The sequence below is a fragment of the Paraferrimonas sp. SM1919 genome (genome assembly GCF_010993985.1).
Taxonomy (GTDB): Bacteria; Pseudomonadota; Gammaproteobacteria; order Enterobacterales; family Shewanellaceae; genus SM1919.
Genome location: NZ_WINH01000002.1, coordinates 1 through 22,922, shown reverse-complemented (window position 1 = coordinate 22,922; position 22,922 = coordinate 1). Strand labels below are relative to the sequence as shown.

Below are 22,922 nucleotides of genomic sequence, written 5' to 3'. Positions count from 1 at the left end.
ACCCCTAACTCAATCTTTTCTGAGCGACTTTAGATAAGATTAGCCAAAGTAATATCGTTACACTCAAAATTAATAAAAAAGTTATTAATAAAAAGAACATAGGCTGTTCATTAAAATGGTATTTAACTAATTTAAACCAAGATAATTGCCCCAAATAATAAGAATCGGGACTTAAAAAGGAAGTCACTTGATAGGGTGTGATCGCAACAGCTGCGCCATCTACAGTCATCGAACGCTCATTCAAAGCTTGATTGAGCAACTCGATCGAATCATTGTCGATTGCCGATAACAGCACCACTGTTCTCATTGGGCTACGGGTTGATTCAACACTACTAATAGCGGCAAATAATCCCTGGGTGAGCTGTGATGCCGTTATGGGTAACGATTCATTAAGAGGTGCTTGCAGTTTGTGGACCTGATCAGTGAAAAAGCCTTGTTCATCAATATGACTTATGGACAAAGCTTGTTTGTATACTGATGCTGCCCCAATTCCTAGAGCAATCACATCTTTATCTTGTAATAAAACATTTTGCCAATCATTCACAAGCGTAAATCGATAAGTTGCTAAGCCAGTCTTCTTAGATAACAAGGCAATGGTATTAAGTAATAGCTCGATCTCTTTGTTGGTGGGTTGTGGATTGATCACTAACGCCGTTTCAGACAAGTCAGCCATTTTGCTATAAGGGAATCCTGACTCTACAAATACCTTTAAATTTGGCATTTCAATATAGTGAGGTAAATCAGGAAACTTCAAACTGGAAATAGGATCGATAGCCGCATGCAGATCCAAAGCATCGGCCCCTGTGCAAACACCCGTTGAAGTAGAGGCGATATTAAAGTCAAACTTCAAACGATTATTGACCCTTAACCTAGAGGTGTTGATTAAGCTTTGGCTGATGGCTTGTTGCTCGGTGACTAATGGTAATTCAAAGAACTTCCTAGCCACTGTCTGTTCTGTTTCTAATATGGTGCTATCAACAAACTTATCATTAACAAAGACATTCAACCTCGAATTGTTTTTTTCAGTGATGAGTGAATGGCGGTAATGCAGATCTACAGTGATTTCATCACCTGTCGACACCAGCAAATCCGGTGGTAAATCAAAATCTAACTCAATAGCGGGTAAAAATACCCCTTTCGCCTTTAATTGGTAGTCTCCTTGAATCATCTCAGAGAGTAAGACTTCTTTGTTGGTTGGCATCCAATTAGGAGCATCATAAGCTTGCCTAGGGGGCAACTCTTGCAAAGAATTAATTAATGCAACATCCCCAGTCATTAATCGCTTTGCGACAATTAAAGCCTTAGCCGCTTGCTGTAGCTGAGCCTCATCTTTACCTAATACCAAAAGTATTTTACGACTCGGTGCAAATGGATGAGAAATCATTTTTACTGTCGGCAAGGTTACATCTGGCCAACTTATGGGGATGTCTGGACGCTGGCTATTAGTCGCTAAAATGATGGCGTGACTATCAGGTAATTGCTGCCTGTACACTTTGTATGTCAACTTACGCCAATCAGCAAAGCTTGCAAAATAGGAGGCGACTACCGCGCTCGAATGAAGATTTGGCAAGCTAAAGTTTTCCGCAAAAACCATCGCTATCTCACTGCTTTGAAAGTCTCTTTCATCAAAAAATGGCGCTGGTAGTAGGCTTAATTCATTCGCTACAGTCAAGGGTTGAACGGTAAGCTCTAAAGAGCTGCGAGGGCTGATTTGCCACCACATAGCGGGATCAGTTGCAACGCTACACGCCTCTCCTAGTCGACCGACCAATTCGAACTTTAACTGATTATAATTTTTGAAATAACTGCCATCTAAATTGATTTTAAACGATTGAGCTTGGCCGATTAATGAGGCATCCGGGTTAATCACCCCCATTAACTCATCATTGAGGTAAACCCTTAAATGGGTAGTAGAATATTTTAAACTTGGAGAGGGGATAAAACTCAAATTGAGTTCACCTTGCAACACCACCTGATCTAATCTGGATCCAAACCCCACTAAGATAGCGCTGCTATTTCCTCTAAGTAGTAACGAGTCCGCCGCAGCCATTTGTGAAAACTCGAAACTGACCTTTTGTGCTGGTAAAGTTGCGTTAACTTGTGCTTGAACAACGCCAATCACTAAAGAATAAAAAAATATAACAATACCGAAGCGTCTCATAAACCTACTTACACCACCCACTTGGGCCCGAATGACCCTATCTGATGCGCCAACTTTGCCAGCAGCTTTAATCCAGCCCTTATTGTTGCAGGACTGTGTTGCATGGTTCTTTTGAACCCTTTAATACTCTCTAATACTACTCCATGAAAGCTTTGCAAAATCTTTTCTTGTTTGAAATCTAGATTCCACTCAGGCCAAATATCGGAACGGGCAAAAGTTGATTGCACAAATTTTTTCTCTTTCTCAATCGTCATTGGCATTAGTTTTAGACCAAGGGTGCCGTTCTTACAAAATCTAATTTCCGCCGCAAATGATTCGATCACCCCATATCGCTCTAACGCCACTCGGATCTGATCCCCCAATTCCAACCTAATTCTGGGGTCTAACTTTAAGCGCATACCAGTAAAAGAAAACTCTTCCAGAGTGGCTGGGTAATGCCGCTCCTCTTTAGTCAGTACTGACGCACTCATTTTCACTTTTACTCTATGGGCATGTCGCTGCTGTTTTTTTTCTGCGGCAACCGCCAGTACTACGCCCAATAACAAAATGTTATAGCAAGTCCACAAAATATTAATTAGGTTAACTCCTATTGTAGTTGATTGCTCAAATAGCATCAGCTTCAGCCCCAAAATCAACCCTGCCAGATTCAAAAAAAGTAGCAACAACGCTGGCATGCTTATTTTCCAATCGAACTGAGATTGGTCATTTACCCCACCTTTAGGAGTGACATTAAATTTCCCTTTGTGGGGGAAAAATAAGGCTATGGTTGTCGGTACTGCGATATACCATGCCAGTGCGGTTTCATAAATTTCCCCCCAAAAAGACCGTCTGAAAGTGCCTTGAATCGCTGAGTTAGTGATATATGCCATCCATAAATGGGGCAGGACATAAAGCAGCACCATCAGCGCTGGCGCCCAAATTAAATACACTTCAAAATAAAGATGCACTAACGGTGCAAGCATGAATATGATCCTTGGAATGCCACTAAAAAAATACAACATGGCATTCAAGTAACAAAGCCTTTGCTGCCAACTCAGGCCTTTTTTCAATATCGGATTATCAATCCGAAAAATCTGCGCCATGCCCCTAGCCCAACGGATCCTTTGGCCAATATGAGCAGAAAAACTATCGGTTGCTAAACCCGCGGCTAAAGGTAATCTTAAGTACCGACTTCGATAGCCAAGACGGTGCAATTTCAAGGCTGTATGGGCATCTTCTGTTACGGTTTCGGTTGCGATCCCTCCTATTTCTTGCAAAGGCTGACGCCTTAAAACCGCACAAGAACCACAAAAAAAAGTAGCATTCCAAAGGTCGTTGCCATCTTGAATTAATCCATGAAATAACTGGCCCTCATTTGGCTTCTCTCTAAATAATTCTAAATTTCGTTCAAAAGGATCGGCCGAAAAAAAGTGATGGGGCGTTTGTACCAAGGCTAATTTGGGATCCACCAAAAAGGCGCCAACGGTAATTTGTAAAAAAGCTCGAGTAGGAATATGGTCACAATCAAAAATAGCAATCAAGTCGCCAGCGGTTTGCGCTAATGCATAATTGAGGTTGCCGGCTTTTGCATGTTCATTAGTGGGTCTTCTGATATAGCCGATTTGCAGTTGCTCAGCGAAAGCGGCAAAATCATCTCTTTTACCATCATCCAATAGATAAATATTTAACTTTTCTTTTGGCCAATCTAACGCCGCCGCCGCCATTACTGTTGGCCTTACAATACCGATTGGTTCATCATAAGTAGGAATAAATATATCTATAGATGGCCATTTATCCAGATCACTGGGAAGTGGCGTTGGTGCCCGGTTCAGGGGCCACACCTTTTGAAAATAGCTTAAAAATAGCACCACCCAGGTAAAGGCTTCAGCCAACAACAACACCAAACCTAATGTTGCATCAATATCCCTTTCCCAATACACAGAAGAAGTACTGCGCCACCATATATATCGCAGGCTAACCGCTACCGATAACACGATTAACAACAACCGTGGTAAGCGTCCTTGGCAATGTCTGACGCTTAGCGCTAGCAGCACCACAATAATAATTAATGCCGCTTGAGCCATCACTGAGTAAGGAATGACAACACAAATCCATGCTAGAAAAGTTAACATCATGCTGATAATAATGAACGGTTTATTATCGCTTTGCTGCTGGCCAGACAAGTACGCCTCTAAAGCTACTTCAGAAGAAGAGAAAATATTTTGTATTAACCCTCTTTGCCAATTAAAAAACAAAGTGACTTGTTTTTTAAACGCGCCAACATGTTTTAGTAGTGTCCAATTTTCAATACTAAAATTTTGTTTAAATATTAATAACCATAAACTTTGGATAACTATTCTAATATTGTCTGAAACTTTAAAGTCGCTAAAGTCTATTTGTGGAAAATAACGCTGCCAGTCTTCCTTGGTAAACTGTTTTAATAGCAATAATTTCATGACAAGGTAGCCAATAAAGACAATACAATGGCGATTTTTCAAACTTGATACCGACCATTCCAAAGTTGCACAGAATTCTATGACTAAACGGTTACTGAAGAAATGGCGAATGATCATAAGCCCTTAACCCTCTTAACTATTGGGCTCAGTTGGCAGTGCTGTAAGCATTCTTGGGCTAATTGGCTAAATTCGATTTTGGCATGGGATAGTGGCGCGCCAGTCACTAAGTTTTGCATCTGTGCAAAAGCTTCTTGCAATGCAATATCATAATATATTGCTGAGTTTAATAACTTTTTATCAAGTATCTGCTGGATTAACAAGGTCATATCTCGGTTGAGTGCGATGTCATGGCGACATTGATTCAACACATATAAATACTGATTGGGGTAGTTTTCGCGAATCAAAAATTGATTTAATAGCAGCACCGATGCTGGAGTTGGCATCAGAACTTTTAAATGAAGATCAAAATCCAGCTGCTGCGCCCTTGCAAGCTCACAATCTAAATTCACAATGATAATATCAAACTTTAATTTGAGCTCACTAAGCATCAAAGTTAATGCATTTTTGATAGCGTCTTGGGATTGGGCTTTGTTGCCGTAGGGGATATAAAAAGTGCCTTGATTATCCTTGAAAATGACTTGCTGCCATGCTGACTGCAGATCCATTTTCTCGCTCCATCCTTGCTGATCATGGCGCAAACCAAACCAATGGCCCACTAAATTTTTTAAGCTAGCATCGACCACAATGGTTTTATGACCAAGTTCACAAAAAGTGGCAGCCAAATTCGCAGCAATAGTATTACCACCAACACCTGATTGAACACCACTAACGGATAGGATTGCCATAATAGCTAAAGCTCGTTTTCACATAAATTATCGGCCCAAAATCCGATCTAGAGTGTTTTACTTGGGCAATAAACCGCCACCTTTGTGCAAGGTCTTTTATTTCAGTTTGTTTTACTAAGTCCTTATATTGTAACTCTACATCGCCAAAGCCTCGCAGTAATTGGCTTATCTCTTCTGAGTTATCTCGCATAGTCGGTGAGGTATCATTATTACCATATCATCCTCAAATAATAGACTATTCTAAATAAAGTGGACTGACACATAGCTGGTATTCTTTTCATACAATGACACATCAAGTAATTCATTTTGACAATTGGCAGGTACTGACTCATTTAATTGACAAGCAACTTACGATTCCGTTAGCAAAAGTTCAATTTGATAGGTTAATCTGCCACTTAAGTAGCCGCTCTTTAAGGTCAGCGGCACAACTCGGTGACCACGCAGCTGATACCTTAAACAAATGGTTTAAAGAAATACTTGTTCCTAATGACGATCTTGAGCTTACAGAATTCATTGCAGACATTAAAAGGATCCCATTATCACAAACGCAGCATAGCTATTTAATTATTGATTCACAGAAGCTAGCTATTGAGCAATTAAACTTAGCTTGCATTGAGATCTTGCAGCATTTTAACAGCATCAGCCTAGTGTTAATTGGTCCTATTACCCCCATTAACCTAGAGAAAATAGAAGCTTATCTTACGCAATCATATTACCTGATAACGACAATTAGATATGTAGAGGGCAGATTATTCAGTAAAGTCATCACTTATAAAGCGCATTTAGCTCAATTACGCAACAAACTATTCTTGCTTGATAATCACGTTCAAACGCAACAATCCATCCAAGTCTGTCCGGTATTCATCAGTGACTATGTGGCTTCTGCCGATTTCATTGAAGGTCATGGTTATCAAACATTTCAAGGTTTGCAGATCCCCGTAGATGAGCTCGATCAAAGTCAAAACTGTGTCATCGTCTTACCATGTCAACGCTTCGATAAAATCGCAACTCTAGCTCAATCTATTGTAAAGCTTAAAAACAAGTTCGGTGAAAGCCTAAAAATTCTAGTCAAAGAGCTTACTCCTTGTATTCGCTATAGTGATTTCCATATGCTTATCACGGCTGGGGCTCAATGTATTTTGAAGCATAACTACAGTGAAGCCATCTTAAATGACCAAATACAACTTAATCGCTTGTTATCAATGCCGGCCAGTTATCTCCAAGCAAATGAGTTATTAAAACTCTATCAAGGCCCTATACAACAAATGGGGTTTATTGACTTTGATAAGTTTAAGTCGTCCGTCGCCAAAGCCCTTGAGACCTATCAAAATTCACATATAGAATTTGCCTTAGTTGTACTCACGCCCTTTTCCAGCGTTCCTATACAAAAAGCCTGTTCATACCTAAAGTTTCAAAGAAAAGGCGACATAGCCTGTCAACATGACGGGAAAATTCTAATATTTTTCAGCATATTAAGAGTTTCAGAAATACCCACCGCATTAACCAATGTTTCCATAATAGAAGCTTCATCGCTGTTTTATAGCCAGCACTTTTATACTACAGCAGCGCAGATCCACCCCTTTATTGAACAGCAGCAAAATGTCAAAGACAATCATGTCAGCCCACCACTGATGCAAACCACTCCATTTTCTAAATCGAGTCCACAACAGGTTAACTGGGATGACATATGAACATTAATGACTTTATGAGTACCGCTGCTATTTTTTTAATTATTGGATTTTTCTTAGGAATAGCCTGTTCAATGCTGTTGCGAATACTTAAAGCCGTTTTGAAAAAACTAAATAATCGACCAAAGCTATTAAAATCGACTAAGTTATAAACATGAAAGTAAACCCTACTCTTACAAAATTTTCGATAGGTTGGTGGACCACCTACTTCACCTTTAAGCTGGTACTTTTTAACCTTCAAGCAATTGATTTTAGCCCGCTTTATAATTTTGGATTATTGTGCCTCGTTGCTATCCCCAGCTATTACTATTGGCTCAACATACTAAAACAATCGATAGCAATACCCTTAGCCATAGCATTGCTTTATTATGATTCTTACTTCCCTCCCATAATAACGCTGATCAATCAATGGGCACAGGTTAAGCAAATGGATGACAGCTATATCATGCAATTATTGCTTGATAGCTTAAATTGGGATTACTTGCTCATTGTCTTCGTTATTATTTGTGGCTACTTATACTTGAGGCAAATACTTAGGTTATCGTTACTGCTTATTACTGCCATGGCCATCGTTTCCATCAGTCGCACTGGATTACATTGGCAGAACGTTGCATCATCTACTCAGCCATTAACCACCTCAACTCCCTCTCATACCCAGCCATCTGTTGTTGCTGAACAATATCCGGCCAATAGCAACTTTACCTCCGAGCAAATCAATAATTATCTGAGTCAGTTTTTCTATGAACAATCCACGCTATCTTCACCATTAAATCAAGTGGACAAACCAAATTTACCCCCTAATTTTGATATTTTACTGTTAAATATCTGCTCCATTTCTTGGGAAGATTTGGCTCATAGCGGCAATTTATCCCACCCTCTTTTAAAACAATTCGACATTTTATTCTCGAATTTTAATTCCGCCACCAGTTACAGTGGCCCTGCCGTTATTAGGCTATTAAGGGCAAACTGTGGCCAACAACCTCACAACGATCTTTTTCAACAAGCGTACGAGCAATGCTCTTTATTTAAGCAACTTGAGCTATTGGGGTTTAAAAGTGAAATTTTTATGAATCATAATGGTGAGTTTGATGGCTTTAACAAACATATTGCCAACAACATAGGCCCTTTAAGCACGAGTGTTACCACTGCCGACCTTCCAGCTTTTCAGTACTCATTTGATGGCAGTCTTGTGTATGATGATCAAGTCGTACTCGATAGATGGCTTAAGTTGGAGCCTCAATCTCCGAAGGTTAGCTTATACAATAGCATTAGTATTCACGATGGTAATCGATTGCAAAGCAAAACCGATGATAGAGCCTTAAGCTATAGACAACAGCAAGCTCGGTTACTGGACAATCTCGAACAATTTTTTATCAATCTTGAAAAAAGTAATCGAAATGTCATGGTGATTTTTGTGCCAGAACATGGCTCCGCTATTCAAGCAAACAAATTTCAACTTTCCGGTGTGCGAGAGGTTCCTACCAAAGGGATCACCCATGTTCCTGTTGGTATAAAATTTTTTGGTGATTTTCAATTAGCGTCACGCTCACAAATAACACTAACCCAAAGCACCAGCTATTTAGCAATCAGTCAAATCATTGCTAACGTGATCAGCTCTGAACTGTATCACAATAGGCCAACAACCTTAGAACTCTTAACCGCTAATACCCCGACCACACCTCATGTATCACAAACTCAATCAACCACAATAGTACAACTAAATGGTCGGCAATATTACAGCTTTGATAATCAATCCTGGCAAATGTACCCTGAAAACAATAAGTAGCTGTTAACCCCTGTAAAGTATCCGATGGGCTTAAATTCAATTACTGCCTATCTTTCAAGGCTTTTAATTTGCCACGATTTAAGATTATTCATCTGTAATGAGCTCAACTAGATAGTTGATTATAAAAAATCATAAAACAATTTGTATTGATGATCGCTACTCAACAGAACCGCCAACAAAACTGCTTTTTTGTTATTTTTCACCCCCCATAAAACAGCCATAAAAACCTCACTCTAAGCAAATATCAGCACTAAACACTGAGGTCTAACCTCCTGTTTTTACGGTTATTAATCATTGTTTAGGGCTATTGCCCGTGCTAATTTTTTTACTTCTGGGTCAAAGAATGCTCAGAAATATCTAGGCAATTAAGGAGTATGCCTAGAAACATAATTACAAAAAATGATAAAAATAAGGAAGTTTATGAGATTCCCAGCGCGAAAGACATTACTCAGTACTTCAGTAGCGATCGCAATCACTAGTATTGGCTCTAGCCAGTTAGCGATTGCAGCTGAACAACCAACCAAAAAAGCGAAAGGCTCGGCAGCCTTAATGGAAGTGATCGAAGTTAAGTCTCGCAAAAAGTTAAAAGCAGAGCCAGTACAAGATACCCCGTTATCGGTCACCGTTATGGGTGAAGATCAACTTGATGCCCTTAATGTGACTGATCTAAGTGACCTATCCTACTCAAGCCCTGGTGTCCAATTTGAAGAAGTGGGTACTTTCCCTGGGGTGCAAAACTTCTCATTCCGTGGTCAAGGCATTAACTCATCCATCCCATCGGTGGACCCGACAGTAGGGACCTTTGTCGATGGTATGTTTTTAGGGGTCAGTTATGGCGTAGTCATGGATATGTTCGATGTGGAATCGGTAGAAGTACTGCGTGGTCCCCAAGGCCTATTATTCGGCCGTAACGTAACCGGTGGTGCGGTATCTATTCGTACTAAGCGCCCTACGGGTGATTTTGGTGGTAAGTTACGCATTCAAGCAACCGACCATCAAGAATATACCTATGCGGGTACTTTGGAAGGTAGCCTAATTGATAACAAACTTTACGGTAAAGTTGTGGCCTACCATAACAATGATAATGGCTACTTCACTAATAACGGAACTGGCCACTTAGAGGGCGTAGAATACCTAACCCCTAACAACAAAACCGTAGGTGCCTTAGATACCACCTTTATGCGCGGCACCTTAGTTTATGATGCCACAGAAGACCTACAATTTACCCTAATTGGCGAGTCTGGCTCAGTAAAAGGTGATGGCGGTGTTTGGCAAACCCTTACTACCGTAATTGATCCCGCCAAAGGCGAATACCTAGACCAGCAAACCGGTAAATTTACCACCTCACCAGACGGTGGTTCATTTACCGATGGCAAGTGGCAGCATGCTATTTTTGAAACCAACTTCAACCTGTCAGATACCAGCAGCATTACCAATATTTTTGCCTACCGTGATATCGACTTTGCCAGTGCCACCGACCTTGATGGCTCTAGCACCCCTATTTTTGAAGTGGGCGGTACTACAGTACAAGACCAAATCAGTAACGAATTAAGATACGCGACCAGCTACCTAGATGGCGACCTTGATTTAACCGTAGGTCACTACTACTTCAAACAAAACATTAAATACCTTGAAGACCGTTTTGTGGCCGGTGGCGCCCTTAAATTTGTTCTGGGTGGTACCATGGAGCATGTGTCTCAAGGGGCGTTTGTTAGTGCCGATTATCAGCTAACCGAAAAGCTGTCGGTATCCGGTGGGGCGCGTTATACCTATGAAGATAAGCAAGCGCAAATCATTGATTCGAGTAACGGCTTTTGTCAGGACGTAGGCACTTATACCTGTGAAGGCAAGTGGCAAAACTTAGCAAGGGACTGGAACAGTGTGACGCCGAAACTAGGCGTAGACTATAAGTACAATGATGATGTGTTGCTGTACAGCTTTTGGACCAAGGGCTTTAGAAGTGGTGGGGTTAACTTCCGTAACGCTAAGCCAAACCTATACTCGCCTGGACCAACTAATGCGGAAGGCCAAGACACCTATGAGTTTGGTTTTAAGTCTGACCTGTTAGATAACAAATTACGTTGGAACGCGGCTTATTTCTTTGCTGACATTAAAGACAAGCAATCAGAAATCAACGTGCCCGATCCAGATGTAGTAGTACTGCAGGCCACTCTAAATGCTGGTGATGTGGAAATCCAAGGTATTGAAACCGACTTCATTGCCAGTATTACCGATAACTTCAATATTATGGGTTCATTTACTTGGTTAAACGGTAAATATACTCGCCGTAACGAGCAGCATGCGGCTCAGTTTGGTGATGATTTACCAAGGCTTGCGCCTATCAGCTACACCTTATCAGGTGACTACACCCAAGAAATGGATAGTGCTGGCTTCATGGTGTACCGCGTAGGTTACTCATACCGTGACAAAAACGCCTACTCGGACGACAACCTGTCTTACTTCCCTGAGTCGAATGAACTTACTGCTAAAGTTGAGTGGAACAATAGCGACGGCGATATGCGCGTAGGCCTGTACGGTAAAAACCTACTAGATGAAGCCCGCTACGGTAACATTACTTCAAACAAATGGGGCCCAATGCAAAAAGGTCGCGTAATTGGCATCGAAGTGAATTACTTGTTTGAGTAATCGGTAGATTACAGAAGCGAGATTTGAGAGCGGCTTCGCCTTCGAGAACGCTACTGCGTAGCTCGAGTTGTTAGCACGGCTAAAGCCTACAGCACGCTACGCTACTGGACGTCACTTCGTGACTACGGCACGCAAACTACGTTTGCTACAGCGATAAGAACGAAGAAAGTCGAACGTATGAAGTCTAATGCTATTTACTTCGTTCGACTTTTGCCGTTTGACATTCGACTTCAACTGTAGGAACGAAGTTCCGTGCTACTTTCTCGCAGCGAAGCGATCTCGTAGGCGCAGCCGCCCTCGAGCCACGCAGTGGCGTTCTCGCTTCTCAGTATATCTTTCTCATCTGTTGTAAAAACTGGCTTTGGCCACCATAACTGGGATGTCTGACTTTGATTGGGTTTATGCCCAGTTTATTAGCGGCAATATCGGCATCATTGCCGATGGCAATAATGCGTTTTGGTTTTAATAAATCCACCAGCTCGGCTAGTACCTGTATGCCAGTATCCCGCTCATGGGCATTGTGGCTGCGGTTAGTAAAAGGCATGTCAGCAAGGTGCGGATGCAGTGGAAAGACATTCCACATAAAAATGGGCTGGTTAATGTTATCTAATAATCGCCATACATAATTGGCGGTGCGTTCGGGCACGGCACTGCCCTTAGTGGTGCGCTTAACATCAAGCCCCCAACGACTGGCGTGGTCGGCATAATGTACATCATCGGTTAATGCCAAGCCTGTGCGTCTGCCACCTAGATAACCTAAATCTCTGCCAATCCAAATCGCATCTACATCGACTTTCTGTGCCGCAATCAGCATATTTCTTAATAAGCTGCGTCTATGGGCTGCAGCATCAAAATAATCATACTGAGGGCAGCAATCTCTATAGGGATTAAAAGCATTAGCAAAGCTGATATTCGCCAGTGATTTAGTAAAACTAAAGGGCGTCAAATACCACTCCTAATAAGCAAGCTATAGGGTATTTGAATATAGTCTAAACGTTGGATTACGGAGGACAGATACGAGACGCGAGAGCGGCTTCGCCTTCGAGAACGCTACTGCGTAGCTCGAGTGACGAGCACGGCCTACAGCATAACCGAAGAAAGTCGAATGTCTAAAGTCGAAAGCTTTTTACTGCGTTCGACCTTCGCCGTTTGGCCTTCGACTTCAACTGTAGCCACGAAGTGGCGTCCTGTAGGGCAAAGCCCGTCCAGTAAGCTGTAGGTGCGCAGCAGCGTGCTGTTTTACTTCCCATTAAACCTAGATAACACTTCAATTAGGTACTTCATTTTGTCTTTATCTAGCTTTTGGGTTTGGGTGGGCTGACTTTGACTATCTAAATTCTGATACAAGCCATTGCCACCAATCACAAACACGCCATCATCACTCACTAAAGCATCCTTACGATGGTTGTCAGTCACCAATGAAAACTTACGCTCTGGTAAGGATTCAAATAAGTCCACGCCAATGGCATAACTAGCAGGATCACTAGTGACCCCAAGGTAATTTTTCAAAATGGTTACTGGTAAATCATAGTGAGTAGATAACTTGGTTAGCGCTTCATCCGATGGTGCTACCCCTGCACCAAACATTACCAAAGGCACATGCACTTGCGGATCACTAAAGCTACTACCATGCCCCCAGTAATTAAGCCCATAGTCATTAATAGAGTCACCGTGATCACTGGTGACAATAATCACTGTGTTGTCTAGCCGGCCTTGCTTATCAAGGGTCTCGGCCACTTCTGCCAGTAACGAATCCACATAATGAACACTGGTTAAATAGCGATTCAGCAAAGGCGTTGGGTCAACGTCTGGGCCGCGGCCAAAGGGAGAATTGGCCTCAACCATAGGCTGTTTCTTATGGGGGTAATCCTCGGGAAAATCGTAACCATGTACGGCATCAAAAAACAAAAATGAGAATCTTGGGTCGTCGCTTGGTTGCTGATACCAAGCTTTCCAATCATCCACCATCTGCCTATCCCTTGCTGCCGGGGTTTCGCCCTCGGTGCGGATTCGTAAATTATCAATGCTGGCAAACAAGGTACGATTAAATTCTGGAAACTCTAATTGCGCTGAAGCAAAAATGCCCATGTCATAATTCAACTCTTGCATACGCTCGACTAAAATTGGTGCCCTTTTGTTAGCTAAAAAGGTTTCCCAATAGCCACCAGGCAAACCATAAAACATACCAAACATACTCATACGAGTGGCGTTACCCGATGACCGGTGTTTTTGGAAATTCAGCCCCTGTTTGGCGGCATCATAAAGAAACGGCATCGACTCATTGGTTAGTGAGTCAAAGCGCCAAGTATCGACCACCACCAACATAATATCTTTAGGCTGGGCGATAGCTTCTGTCACTAAAGGCTGAGTGGGATAATTCTGCTTTGCGGTAAAAGCCGGCTTCTTGGCTTGATTGGCCTCTAGTTTTTTAAGGTCAATCAATCCCAAATCATTTAATAGAGTTCGAGCAGTAGAGGGATAATAAGCAGGTAAATATAAATCCACGACTTTCAAAGGTTGGAAACCAATGCCATTCGCCCAAATACTGCTGCCATGGGAATAGAGTAAGCAAACTAAAAAGCTAGACCAAAAGTACTTAGGCAGTTTACCAACGTTTTTACTAGCCAACCATTGATACGCGCGCCACAGGCCATAACTACCTAGTCCAAAACAAACGAAAAAGGCCAGCCACGCCATCCAATCAAGGGTGATCACTTCGCCCGTCATAAACATTTGTAAAATGGCTAAATTCAAATGAAAGCGATAGAACTCAAACACAGTGGTATCAATTAACAACAGCAATAAACCTAAGGTAGCCCAAATGGCTGCAATAGTTTTAAATGCACGGCTAGGCAGCCAAGTTAACACCAGCAAGGGCAAAGAAGCGAGCAAAGTCAGTAAGGTTAAATGGCTAAACAAGCTCGCAACCGTATAGCTTGTTTGCCAAAGTTCGTACGGGGTATCAGGGAAAAACAAAAAATAGCGATAGCTAATCAAGACCGCTAACACGCTGACTAAAATAATAAATTTAAATAAGGCCGTAAGATTCGCTTTCATACTCTATTCACTGTAATTTTCTGTTAAGTATAGAAAAAATTACTCTAAGAGAACAAAAACCATTCGCAAAAGTGTGAACTGAGATTATGAGCGAGAATACGGATTACGGATGATAGAAGCGAGAGCGCTAACGCTTTTAGTACGGCCTACAGCCTTTAGCACGGGCTCTGCCCTTTGGTACGCTTCGCTTTGGTTATGGACGGCTAAAGCCTACAGCACGCTTCGCTACTGGACGTCACTGCGACAAGAATGAATAAAGTCGAATGTCTAATGTCGAAAGCTATCTACTTCATTCGACTTTTGCCGTTTGACATTCGGCTTAGGTAATAGCCGCACAAACAACCAAAGCAAGTGTTGCGCTTACCTTGTATCAACGTGAGTTTTGCTAGGCTCATTGTTCACTATGACGAACGTGGCTCAATACCTGTGCACTTAGACTAGTTAATACCGCCCGGGTCGGCTTAGTGTGGGACAAGCTGCGCATGCCGTAGATGCTCATAATGATAAAGTCATTTAAGGCTTGGCAATCTGCCTTAGAACTTATCTCGCCTTGGGTTTGCGCACGTTCAAGTAACTGCAGTAAATCTTGCTGCCATTGTTTAAACATTTGGCTAATGATGGCTTCTACCTCTTCATCTTGGGCAGACACTTCAGCCATCGACTTTTGCAACAAGCAGCCTTTTATTTCTTGGCCTTCGCACTCTTTAACCACGTCATTGATATAAGCTTCTAATGCACCTAGGGCAGAGTCGTGCTGTTGGCACAATTGATTAAAACTACTGTGGCGGGCGCTAGCATAATGTTCAAGCGCCGCAATTAGTAAGCCGCGCTTGTTATCAAAGGCACAATAAATAGAGCCAGGGTGCAATCCTGTTGCCGCCTTTAAATCTTGAACACTCGTTTTGCCATAGCCTTTTTCAATAAATACAGCCATCGCCGCATTTAACACCTGTTCACGATCAAACTCAGCATTACGCATCGTACATTTACCCTCACCCTAACGTTAGAGGGTCATCATAAACTATTTTGAACAAGCATTCAAAATAGTTCTTGAACGACCGTTCAAAATCATCTATCTTGAATGGACATTCAAAAACAAATTAGATGTTGTATGGAAAATTTATTTGAAGCCGTCAGCTTAAATGACACCATTACCCTGAAAAACCGTATTGTTATGGCACCACTTACCCGCTGCATGACAGGGCCCGATTTGGTGCCGACCCAAGCCATGGCCGATTACTATGGTCGCCGCGCTGAAACCGGCTTGATCATTTCTGAAGGCGCAATCATTCGCCCCGATGGTCAAGGACTACCAAACACCCCTGGCCTATATACCCAAGCGCAAATTGAAGGTTGGAAGAAAGTGACCGCGGCGGTTCACAAGAACGGCGGTAAGATTTTTGCCCAGTTATGGCACACCGGCCGCGCAGCCCATGCACACTTTTTTGAAGAACAACATACCATTGCGCCTTCAGCGGTACAGCTAGAAGGTACAGTGCCAAGAATGCGTCACTTACAGTATGCAATGCCCAAAGCCGCGACTACAGATGATATTACCCAACTGATTAACGATTACCGCCAAGCGGCGCAAAATGCAATGGAAGCCGGTTTTGATGGGGTAGAGATCCACGGTGCCAATGGCTACTTGCTGGATCAGTTTTTACATTACTCAAGCAATATCCGCCAAGATCAATTTGGCGGCAGCCCTGAAAACATGATTCGCTTTCCGCTTGCTGTGGTGGATGCCGTCATTAAGCAGATTGGTCACCAGCGTACCGCCCTGCGCTTATCCCCTGGTGCCTACGTGAATATGGAAGGTGATGCCCGCGACAGAAACGTGTTTGATCTACTACTAAGCCAACTTGAATCACGCCAGCTTGCCTATTTACACCTAGGCATTTTTGATAACAGCCTAACCTTTGACTATCTAGGCGGCCGCGCCACTGAATACCTTCGCGCTAACTATTCACAAACGCTCATTGGTGTCGGCAGCTACAGCGCCGAAGCAGGCAGCCAAGCCATTGCCAACAATGAGTTTGACCTACTGGCTATTGGTCGCCCATTAATTGCCAACCCAGACTATGTCGCCAAATTAAAGGCCAAACAACCACTAACGCCATACTCCGACGAAATGTTGATGGAATTAGTGTAACCACCAAAGCACAAGGAAGTGCGCATTTTTCGCGTTTTTAAATCAATTTTCTCTGATCCTGCCCCCAGCTAAAGCCCACTACTCCCTTCGCTACTGCCGCTATATAGTACGGCTGCGTCCCTTTGGTACGCTTCGATTTAGTCTGCTGGGAATTCGATTACAGATAGGTCATTAATCTATAACCATCGAGCCATGCAGTGGCACCCCTTAACTGCTGGAGGCTGGGCAATGCTCTCTCCAAAAAACAATCAAGGCAGCCTAGGCTGCCTTTGGTATTTAACAAGAACTATTTAACGATAGTCATCTCTTCAATTAAGTGACCGGCATCATCCACATACTCCATTACCCATAGCATGTAACGGCTGTCCACATGGATGGTTCGAGTCGTGCGTGGGTCGAAATCCCAATCTGAATTTACAGATTCTATGGTGCCATCAAACAACAGGCCAATTAACTCGCCCTTTGCATTTAATGTCGCCGATCCCGAGTTACCGCCAGTCGAATCTAAGTCCGTTAAGAAGTTTACTGGTACAGTACCTAAGCTATCTAGGGCATAATCGCCGTAGCGCTTTTGTTTGATAAGATCTAACTGTGACTTAGGCGAGTTGAATGGCTCTATGCCAGTGTCTTTGGCTACAATGCCTTCTAAGCGGGTAAAAGGTTCGTAAATTAGGCCATCCTGTGGTGAGCCACCTAACACGTTACCATAGGTAACACGCAGGGTTGAGTTCGCATCTGGATAAGCCACCCTACCCTGGGAAGCCTGCCAATCAATAATGGCGTTCATGTATTTAGGACGCAATTTAGCGCGCTTGCCATCAAAGGCTTTATCTTTGTTTTCAACGTCTAAACCATGCTGGTAGATAGCAACCGCAAGTTTGATAAATGGATCGTCGTTTGCTTCTAGTTCTGCTTTGGTGGCATCCATTAGCGAAATACGCTTATCAACGTCAGCTAACACTGTGTTGTTATAAAATTCTGACAGGCGTTTAGCCACCGCTGACTTATCAAAAGTCTTACCTAGGGCAATGTGCTTATCAAATGCTGCTACGCGATCAGCAGAGGCTTGGGCTGCATACTTTTCAATAAACATTAGCCACAGCGCTTGTTCAACCTTGGCATCAAAACGGCGATCAATACGCTGTAGTGATTGTTTGATTCGAGCGAAATCACGCTCTTGATAACCCGGCTCACGCTTAGCGTCAGGCTTTTGTTTTTCAATGGCTAAACGATATAAGCGTTTGGCCGCAGACAGCATTTGCGAGCGGTTAGCGTTGTTGTATAGAAAATTGGCTTTCCAGAAATCGGCCATTTCTCTTTCTAGGGCATCCAACTCTTCAATTGACTGCAGAAAATCGGCACGACTCGAATCCTGTTTTACCCATGCCAATAATGCCGCTTCACGTTCACCACGGCGCTCAAGTAGGCCGACACGCTTTGCCCCTTTAATTTGGCCTTCGGTGTTCTTCATAAAGTTATTCAAACCCGCAAGGGAAGATTCGTACTTCACTCGTGCATCAGAGCCCTTAGGCGCGGTTTGCTCAATCATGGCTATCCATTCTTGAATTAACTCGACCCAAGTTGGATAAGACCAAGCAAAGGTGTGCTCGGCATTCACCAAACGCTGATAGCGCTGAGTAGAGCCAGGGTAACCGGCGGCCATCACAAAGTCGCCATCATCCAAGCCCGCAGCTGATACTTTTAAGCTGTGAACTGGTATGTATGGCACGTTATCTTCTGAATAATCCGCAGGCTTACCATCTTTACCGACATAGGCACGGTAAAAGGCAAAATCACCGGTATGGCGCGGCCACATCCAGTTATCAATATCACCGCCGTATTTACCTACCGCATCCGCCGGTGAATAAGCAATACGTACGTCTTTAATTTCAAGTTGCTTAATGAGTTTGTACTCTAAGCCTTGGTGGAAAGAAGGCACAGAACAGCGATGCCCTTCGTCTTTTTCACATTCAGCAATCAGAGCTTTTTTAGCATCGACAATGGCATCATAACGTTGACGGTCGCTAAGGGTGTCGCTTAAACCGCCAACCACTTTGTCAGTCACATCTTTAAAGTCTACTGTTACATAGATACGAGAACCTGGCGCAGCAGGCAGTTCTTCGCTGTAGCTTTTAGCTACAAACCCATTTTCTAGGTAATTATTTTCGGCGGTCGAGTTAAATTGCACGCTACCACGGGCACAGTGGTGGTTAGTCACGACTAGGCCTTGCTTTGATACAAATGAAGCTGAGCAGCCCCCTAATGAAACCACCGCGCCCATTGGGAATGCGGTTAAAGAAGAAAGAGATTTTGGGTCAATCTCCAGACCGGTTTTTACCAAATCTTTTTCAATTAGAGGTAATTGTTCAGGGGTGAACATCCCTTCTTTGGCGGTAACAGAAGTGGCCACCAGAGAGGTCAGTGCCAGCAACGATGCGGTTACTGCATTATTCCTTAATGCCATTATGAATTCCTTTGACTGTTTTTGACTTTAAAACTATGCCACAAGACCACCAGGAATCAAACCTCCTAAAGCGTCTGTTTTTCATTAAATTTTGTTATGCCAGCAATCATGTTGATCTAAGCCGGCTAAAAGGGGGCAATGGCTACAAGCCATTTGAACGACAAGAATTATTATGAAATTATTTTTTTGGTTATTTTAATCGCTTCGCTGTGATTGTTGACCGCACCTACTCCAACTTCAAAGTGAGCAGGTGTTCCTAACCAAATGATTGTTGAGTTTAATAACAGCGCAAGCAAATAAACGGGCCCTAGAAATCATTTAAAAAGGAATTATCTTAGTTTACTAAGCCAATTATTTACTAGCGGGGTTAAAGAAACCAAGTAAATCACCTACTGACTTTCTATAAACAATCAACACACCCACGTCATCAGCACCTTGGGGGCCAAGAGTGGCGTCAACACCAAGTAGTAGATCATAATCGTTCAAAGGCTTATAGCGAACATGGAGGCTTGTAACCCATTTATCCCTAACCGTTCCCCATGACTCTGTTTTTAAGCGGTAAGCACTCGCAGAAAAGATAGGAAGAAAATTTTCATTCGCGCTAATTTCTCTACCATAATACCTAAGCTCGCCACCTCCACCATAGTATCTATTTAACTGGTCTTCTGGTGTCGCATTATCTTGTGAACGAGCCCCATATAAGCCCCCGAAACTTAAGACAGTGCTGCCGTTGCCCCAATTTGTACCAGGTGAAGCTATGAATTTGACATAAGCATCAACACTGCCTGAAACGTTGTTAAATTTTGCACCTTCATGGGCTGTAGCCTCGCCTGTGGGCTTATAAGATGGGCTTTGACCAAATATCACTCCTGACCCAAAATTAAAAATAAAACCATCTAGCCAATGCGATTGATCAACACGGTCCACCATAGACCATCTACCATCGACTAATAGCGAGGCAACTAAAGTGCCTTTTGTTAGTCCTTTACTGGTATATATGGTTTTTTCTTGTCCATCGACCATTGTTTTTTCTTCGGAAAAATCATTCTGCTGTTTATAGCCGATGGTGAACTGGCTTACCCAGTGGGTTAAACCACCAAATTGAAATACCGTTTTAGCTTTTTTGGGGTCTTCAAACTTTTTTTGAAAACTTTTATCTTCGGAGGTAAGCTCCTTACCCGATGCCACTTTAATATTAATACAAGACAATAAATTGGATTCTGTTTCCTTCTTTCTTGCTACTTTAATCGCATTTTTATCATCAGCATTGGCATTTTCAATATCAGGCGTATCTTTACAATTCAGCTGATAATACTTGCCATCAGTATCAAGCTTGAGCAGGCACTGCTTATCTGTTTTGGTGGTGTCTATTTGAAAGGAAGTGGTGCCAGATATAAACACAGGTGCACCCGCATTATTCAATACTGCATTTTTAGAATCATTATAAAGCTCGTTTGCACATTGACCGATTAATGATTGAGAATGTAGGCCAACAATATATGGCTTACTCTTTCCATCATCATTTCCATAAGCACTGAAAGCAAAGTTTGCAAATAAGAGCACGATAATAAGTTTTTTATAAATCATGTTTTTTCCTTAATTTATGCACCTCCTCACTACGCATAGTAAATGTTTTAATAAATAATTAGTGTTTAAAATCCCACTCAGTTATCGCTTCTAAGTACTTATCCATTGAGTGATCTTCAATGGCATCTATGCCCTCTTCTTTTAAAGCACTAAGCGCTCCATCAAAAAAGTCCATAAATCTAAACCAGAATCCAGGCTCTTGATGTATATCTTTTTCTTCTGAAATATACAGGTAAGTGCCAACATGGCTGTAACCCATAACTCGGGCAGGTACACGGGTAACAATGTCATTATTGTTGTGAAACCTAAAAAATCGAGTGCTGCACTGTGAGTTGAAAAATTGGCTAGAGGCACGATCCATAGTGCGGGGCTGACCAAAGGTATAAACCGAGGTAAACGGTCTATCAACATGCACAAATTGAGCTGCCGCTAGGGTCGCCATTGCACCACCTAAACTGTGCCCAGTAAAAAAAATGGGGCGCTTATGAGCGCGTTGTAACAGGTCACATTTGTCTAAGATTGGTTGCCAAACATCTATTAATGACGCCCAAAAACCACGGTGGAATTCTCCAAATAATTGTGCGGTCCTAAAAGCCTTTAAGTTGTCTAACCAATCATCAATCTCATCGGTACCACGAAAAGCAACACATATGTATTCGCTATGCTCAATCACAATAGCTTGGGCTGAGTTATTGTCATAACCAAACACATTCTGAAATTTGTGATCTTTAGCCATTAAAGACTGCTTTATTACCTTTACATCAGGCTTCTTACTGTTACTGAGGCAGGTATAGACTTCTTTACTAAACAAGGCCATCCAATAGGCATTTTGTTTATTCAATTTACTGGTATAAGGCAAGACGGAGTTCATTTTTCATCCTTGAATTTTTCATTATTCAAAGACTATAGAACACCTTTACAGATAGTTCAAAAAACGAGCAATAATAACTATTTTACGTTATACGGTAGTGGCTTACAGAAAATTGCAATCTCATTGCACAAAAGGGATAAGGGTATCCTAATCTTCGAGCTGCGCAGCAGCTTTTTTGGAGGGCGTAGCCCGATCTGGTAGCGAAGTGCCCTCGAGAGTCACGAAGTGGCGTCCTTAAAGGCTGGTGGCTGGGTAACATTTGAATACCGATTACAGATAACCGAATACAGAAAAATCAGTACTCCGTTTTCAGTGACCTGTAATCGAGCTTTCGGCTGCGCAAGAATCTCTCAGCCAAAACAAACCAGGAGAAAAAGCTCCTGCAAGTCCATTGATCCTGAGCAGGCGAGCAATTATGATAGATACTCATGTGGATAGTAAAGTTATGAAATTAAATGGATTTTAAAGAATTATTTGGCTATGTTCTGAAAATAGCAATGGCAGCTTTGTTAGCTCTTAGTGCTGAACACTATGGACTATTAAATTGGGCTTACGACTATCTAACGCCATTTTGGTTTGATTATATCGTTTTAATTTTTGCGGTATTCATTTTCATCGTCGGTCTCTTAATCGAGCAATTAGTCTTACTTGGTCACTACGGTACTTTTTATAAAAGGCCGCGGATCTCGCTTGCCCATGCACCAGAAAATACCCCTTTCAAGATGAAAGGTCAGATTGAACTGATTGACTCAAGCTTTACCGCCCCTCTCGCAGATAAACCCTGTGCAATGTTCACTGTTTCAGCCTTTGCAAAGCTCGAACAAAACTTTGATAAAGAAAGTGATTGGCAAAGTAACAGTGAACTCAATAATGACCGCTGGTTTAAGGTCAATCAAGCTGCTCAACAGACCCACTTTGTTATCGAAGATGATGGCCACTTTGGCTATATAGACACCACTCACACAAAATTCTTAGTCAAACAAAATAACAAGCATAAAGAAAACGAATTTACCCGTGCCAAAGGTGGTTTTATCTCTAAACGTGAGGAAGATATTCGTCGAAGGGTACTCACTAGAATGGGTATGGAAGAATCAATAAGAACCTACACCGGAGCTTACTGGGCAGATATCGCCTTTAGGGAGGGCGCTCTGTTTGTAGTGGTCAACTAAAATTGGCCACAGTTTTATAAGTTTCTTTGTATCGCCTTTCCGATTCATTCGGAGTTAGCCC

At 42.3% G+C, this 22,922-nt stretch carries 14 protein-coding genes; 5 read left to right on the top strand and 9 right to left on the bottom strand.

From position 1 onward, the window contains the following. Positions 1-4: 4 nt before the first annotated feature. Genes GFB48_RS01230 through GFB48_RS01220 form a run of 3 tightly spaced genes read right to left on the bottom strand, consistent with a single transcriptional unit; the run spans position 5 to position 5,441 of the window. A complete protein-coding gene (locus tag GFB48_RS01230) occupies positions 5-2,161 on the bottom strand; it encodes a cellulose biosynthesis cyclic di-GMP-binding regulatory protein BcsB (RefSeq protein ID WP_163930367.1) in 2,157 nt (718 codons plus the stop codon). Between the two features lie 8 nt (positions 2,162-2,169). Continuing rightward, positions 2,170-4,713, bottom strand: a complete 2,544-nt coding sequence (bcsA, locus tag GFB48_RS01225) for a UDP-forming cellulose synthase catalytic subunit (protein ID WP_163930365.1) — start codon at positions 4,711-4,713, stop codon at positions 2,170-2,172. Beyond that, the gene (locus GFB48_RS01220) at positions 4,710-5,441 is read right to left on the bottom strand and encodes a cellulose synthase operon protein YhjQ/BcsQ (protein WP_163930363.1); all 732 of its coding nucleotides are present in this window, start codon (positions 5,439-5,441) and stop codon (positions 4,710-4,712) included. The genes bcsA and GFB48_RS01220 overlap by 4 nt, the downstream gene beginning before the upstream one ends. Positions 5,442-5,725: 284 nt before the next feature. Here GFB48_RS01220 and GFB48_RS01215 point away from each other — a divergent pair, with 284 nt between their 5' ends. The 3 genes from GFB48_RS01215 to GFB48_RS01205 all read left to right on the top strand — a co-directional run bounded on the left by GFB48_RS01215 (position 5,726) and on the right by GFB48_RS01205 (position 11,561). Next, on the top strand, positions 5,726-7,132 hold the full coding sequence (locus tag GFB48_RS01215) for a BcsE family c-di-GMP-binding protein (RefSeq protein WP_163930361.1): 1,407 nt from the start codon (positions 5,726-5,728) through the stop codon (positions 7,130-7,132). A gap of 151 nt (positions 7,133-7,283) precedes the next feature. Beyond that, positions 7,284-8,915: a cellulose biosynthesis protein BcsG gene (gene bcsG, locus GFB48_RS01210; protein ID WP_163930359.1), complete on the top strand. Its 1,632-nt coding sequence runs from the start codon at positions 7,284-7,286 to the stop codon at positions 8,913-8,915. A gap of 420 nt (positions 8,916-9,335) precedes the next feature. Then, positions 9,336-11,561 (top strand): TonB-dependent receptor, encoded by a 2,226-nt coding sequence (locus GFB48_RS01205; RefSeq protein ID WP_163930357.1) that lies wholly within the window; start codon positions 9,336-9,338, stop codon positions 11,559-11,561. Between the two features lie 325 nt (positions 11,562-11,886). Here GFB48_RS01205 and GFB48_RS01200 read toward each other — a convergent pair whose 3' ends face one another. The 3 genes from GFB48_RS01200 to GFB48_RS01190 form a co-directional block, all read right to left on the bottom strand. Then, entirely contained in the window at positions 11,887-12,507 is a 621-nt protein-coding gene (locus GFB48_RS01200; protein ID WP_163930355.1) for a uracil-DNA glycosylase, read from the bottom strand. A 293-nt stretch (positions 12,508-12,800) separates the two neighbouring features. After that, positions 12,801-14,618 carry a DUF3413 domain-containing protein gene (locus GFB48_RS01195; RefSeq protein ID WP_163930353.1) on the bottom strand — a complete coding sequence of 606 codons (1,818 nt, stop codon included), beginning with the start codon at positions 14,616-14,618 and terminating at the stop codon, positions 12,801-12,803. A gap of 391 nt (positions 14,619-15,009) precedes the next feature. Continuing rightward, complete coding sequence (locus GFB48_RS01190; protein WP_163930351.1) at positions 15,010-15,597, bottom strand: TetR/AcrR family transcriptional regulator; 588 nt, start codon at positions 15,595-15,597, stop codon at positions 15,010-15,012. Positions 15,598-15,729: 132 nt separating this feature from the next. Here GFB48_RS01190 and GFB48_RS01185 point away from each other — a divergent pair, with 132 nt between their 5' ends. Further along, positions 15,730-16,770, top strand: a complete 1,041-nt coding sequence (locus GFB48_RS01185; protein ID WP_163930349.1) for an alkene reductase — start codon at positions 15,730-15,732, stop codon at positions 16,768-16,770. A gap of 286 nt (positions 16,771-17,056) precedes the next feature. Here GFB48_RS01185 and GFB48_RS01180 read toward each other — a convergent pair whose 3' ends face one another. The 3 genes from GFB48_RS01180 to GFB48_RS01170 all read right to left on the bottom strand — a co-directional run bounded on the left by GFB48_RS01180 (position 17,057) and on the right by GFB48_RS01170 (position 21,692). Next, a complete protein-coding gene (locus tag GFB48_RS01180; RefSeq protein ID WP_163930347.1) occupies positions 17,057-19,234 on the bottom strand; it encodes a S46 family peptidase in 2,178 nt (725 codons plus the stop codon). A 351-nt stretch (positions 19,235-19,585) separates the two neighbouring features. Continuing rightward, complete coding sequence (locus tag GFB48_RS01175; protein ID WP_163930345.1) at positions 19,586-20,821, bottom strand: hypothetical protein; 1,236 nt, start codon at positions 20,819-20,821, stop codon at positions 19,586-19,588. A gap of 58 nt (positions 20,822-20,879) precedes the next feature. Continuing rightward, positions 20,880-21,692 (bottom strand): lipase family protein, encoded by an 813-nt coding sequence (locus tag GFB48_RS01170; RefSeq protein ID WP_163930343.1) that lies wholly within the window; start codon positions 21,690-21,692, stop codon positions 20,880-20,882. A 455-nt stretch (positions 21,693-22,147) separates the two neighbouring features. On the opposite strand from GFB48_RS01170, the gene GFB48_RS01165 reads away from it, so the two are divergent. Further along, entirely contained in the window at positions 22,148-22,861 is a 714-nt protein-coding gene (locus GFB48_RS01165) for a hypothetical protein (protein ID WP_163930341.1), read from the top strand. The last annotated feature ends 61 nt before the right edge of the window (positions 22,862-22,922 follow it).

What these genes read in the sequence shown, in the direction of transcription:
- GFB48_RS01205 (WP_163930357.1), top strand. Translation starts at nt 9,336, where the DNA reads ATGAGATTCCCAGCGCGAAAGACATTACTCAGTACTTCAGTAGCGATC.
- GFB48_RS01220 (WP_163930363.1), bottom strand. Translation starts at nt 5,441, where the DNA reads ATGGCAATCCTATCCGTTAGTGGTGTTCAATCAGGTGTTGGTGGTAAT.
- GFB48_RS01175 (WP_163930345.1), bottom strand. Translation starts at nt 20,821, where the DNA reads ATGATTTATAAAAAACTTATTATCGTGCTCTTATTTGCAAACTTTGCT.
- GFB48_RS01230 (WP_163930367.1), bottom strand. Translation starts at nt 2,161, where the DNA reads ATGAGACGCTTCGGTATTGTTATATTTTTTTATTCTTTAGTGATTGGC.
- GFB48_RS01190 (WP_163930351.1), bottom strand. Translation starts at nt 15,597, where the DNA reads ATGCGTAATGCTGAGTTTGATCGTGAACAGGTGTTAAATGCGGCGATG.
- GFB48_RS01180 (WP_163930347.1), bottom strand. Translation starts at nt 19,234, where the DNA reads ATGGCATTAAGGAATAATGCAGTAACCGCATCGTTGCTGGCACTGACC.
- GFB48_RS01165 (WP_163930341.1), top strand. Translation starts at nt 22,148, where the DNA reads ATGGATTTTAAAGAATTATTTGGCTATGTTCTGAAAATAGCAATGGCA.
- bcsG (WP_163930359.1), top strand. Translation starts at nt 7,284, where the DNA reads ATGAAAGTAAACCCTACTCTTACAAAATTTTCGATAGGTTGGTGGACC.
- GFB48_RS01215 (WP_163930361.1), top strand. Translation starts at nt 5,726, where the DNA reads ATGACACATCAAGTAATTCATTTTGACAATTGGCAGGTACTGACTCAT.
- GFB48_RS01185 (WP_163930349.1), top strand. Translation starts at nt 15,730, where the DNA reads ATGGAAAATTTATTTGAAGCCGTCAGCTTAAATGACACCATTACCCTG.
- GFB48_RS01170 (WP_163930343.1), bottom strand. Translation starts at nt 21,692, where the DNA reads ATGAACTCCGTCTTGCCTTATACCAGTAAATTGAATAAACAAAATGCC.
- GFB48_RS01195 (WP_163930353.1), bottom strand. Translation starts at nt 14,618, where the DNA reads ATGAAAGCGAATCTTACGGCCTTATTTAAATTTATTATTTTAGTCAGC.
- bcsA (WP_163930365.1), bottom strand. Translation starts at nt 4,713, where the DNA reads ATGATCATTCGCCATTTCTTCAGTAACCGTTTAGTCATAGAATTCTGT.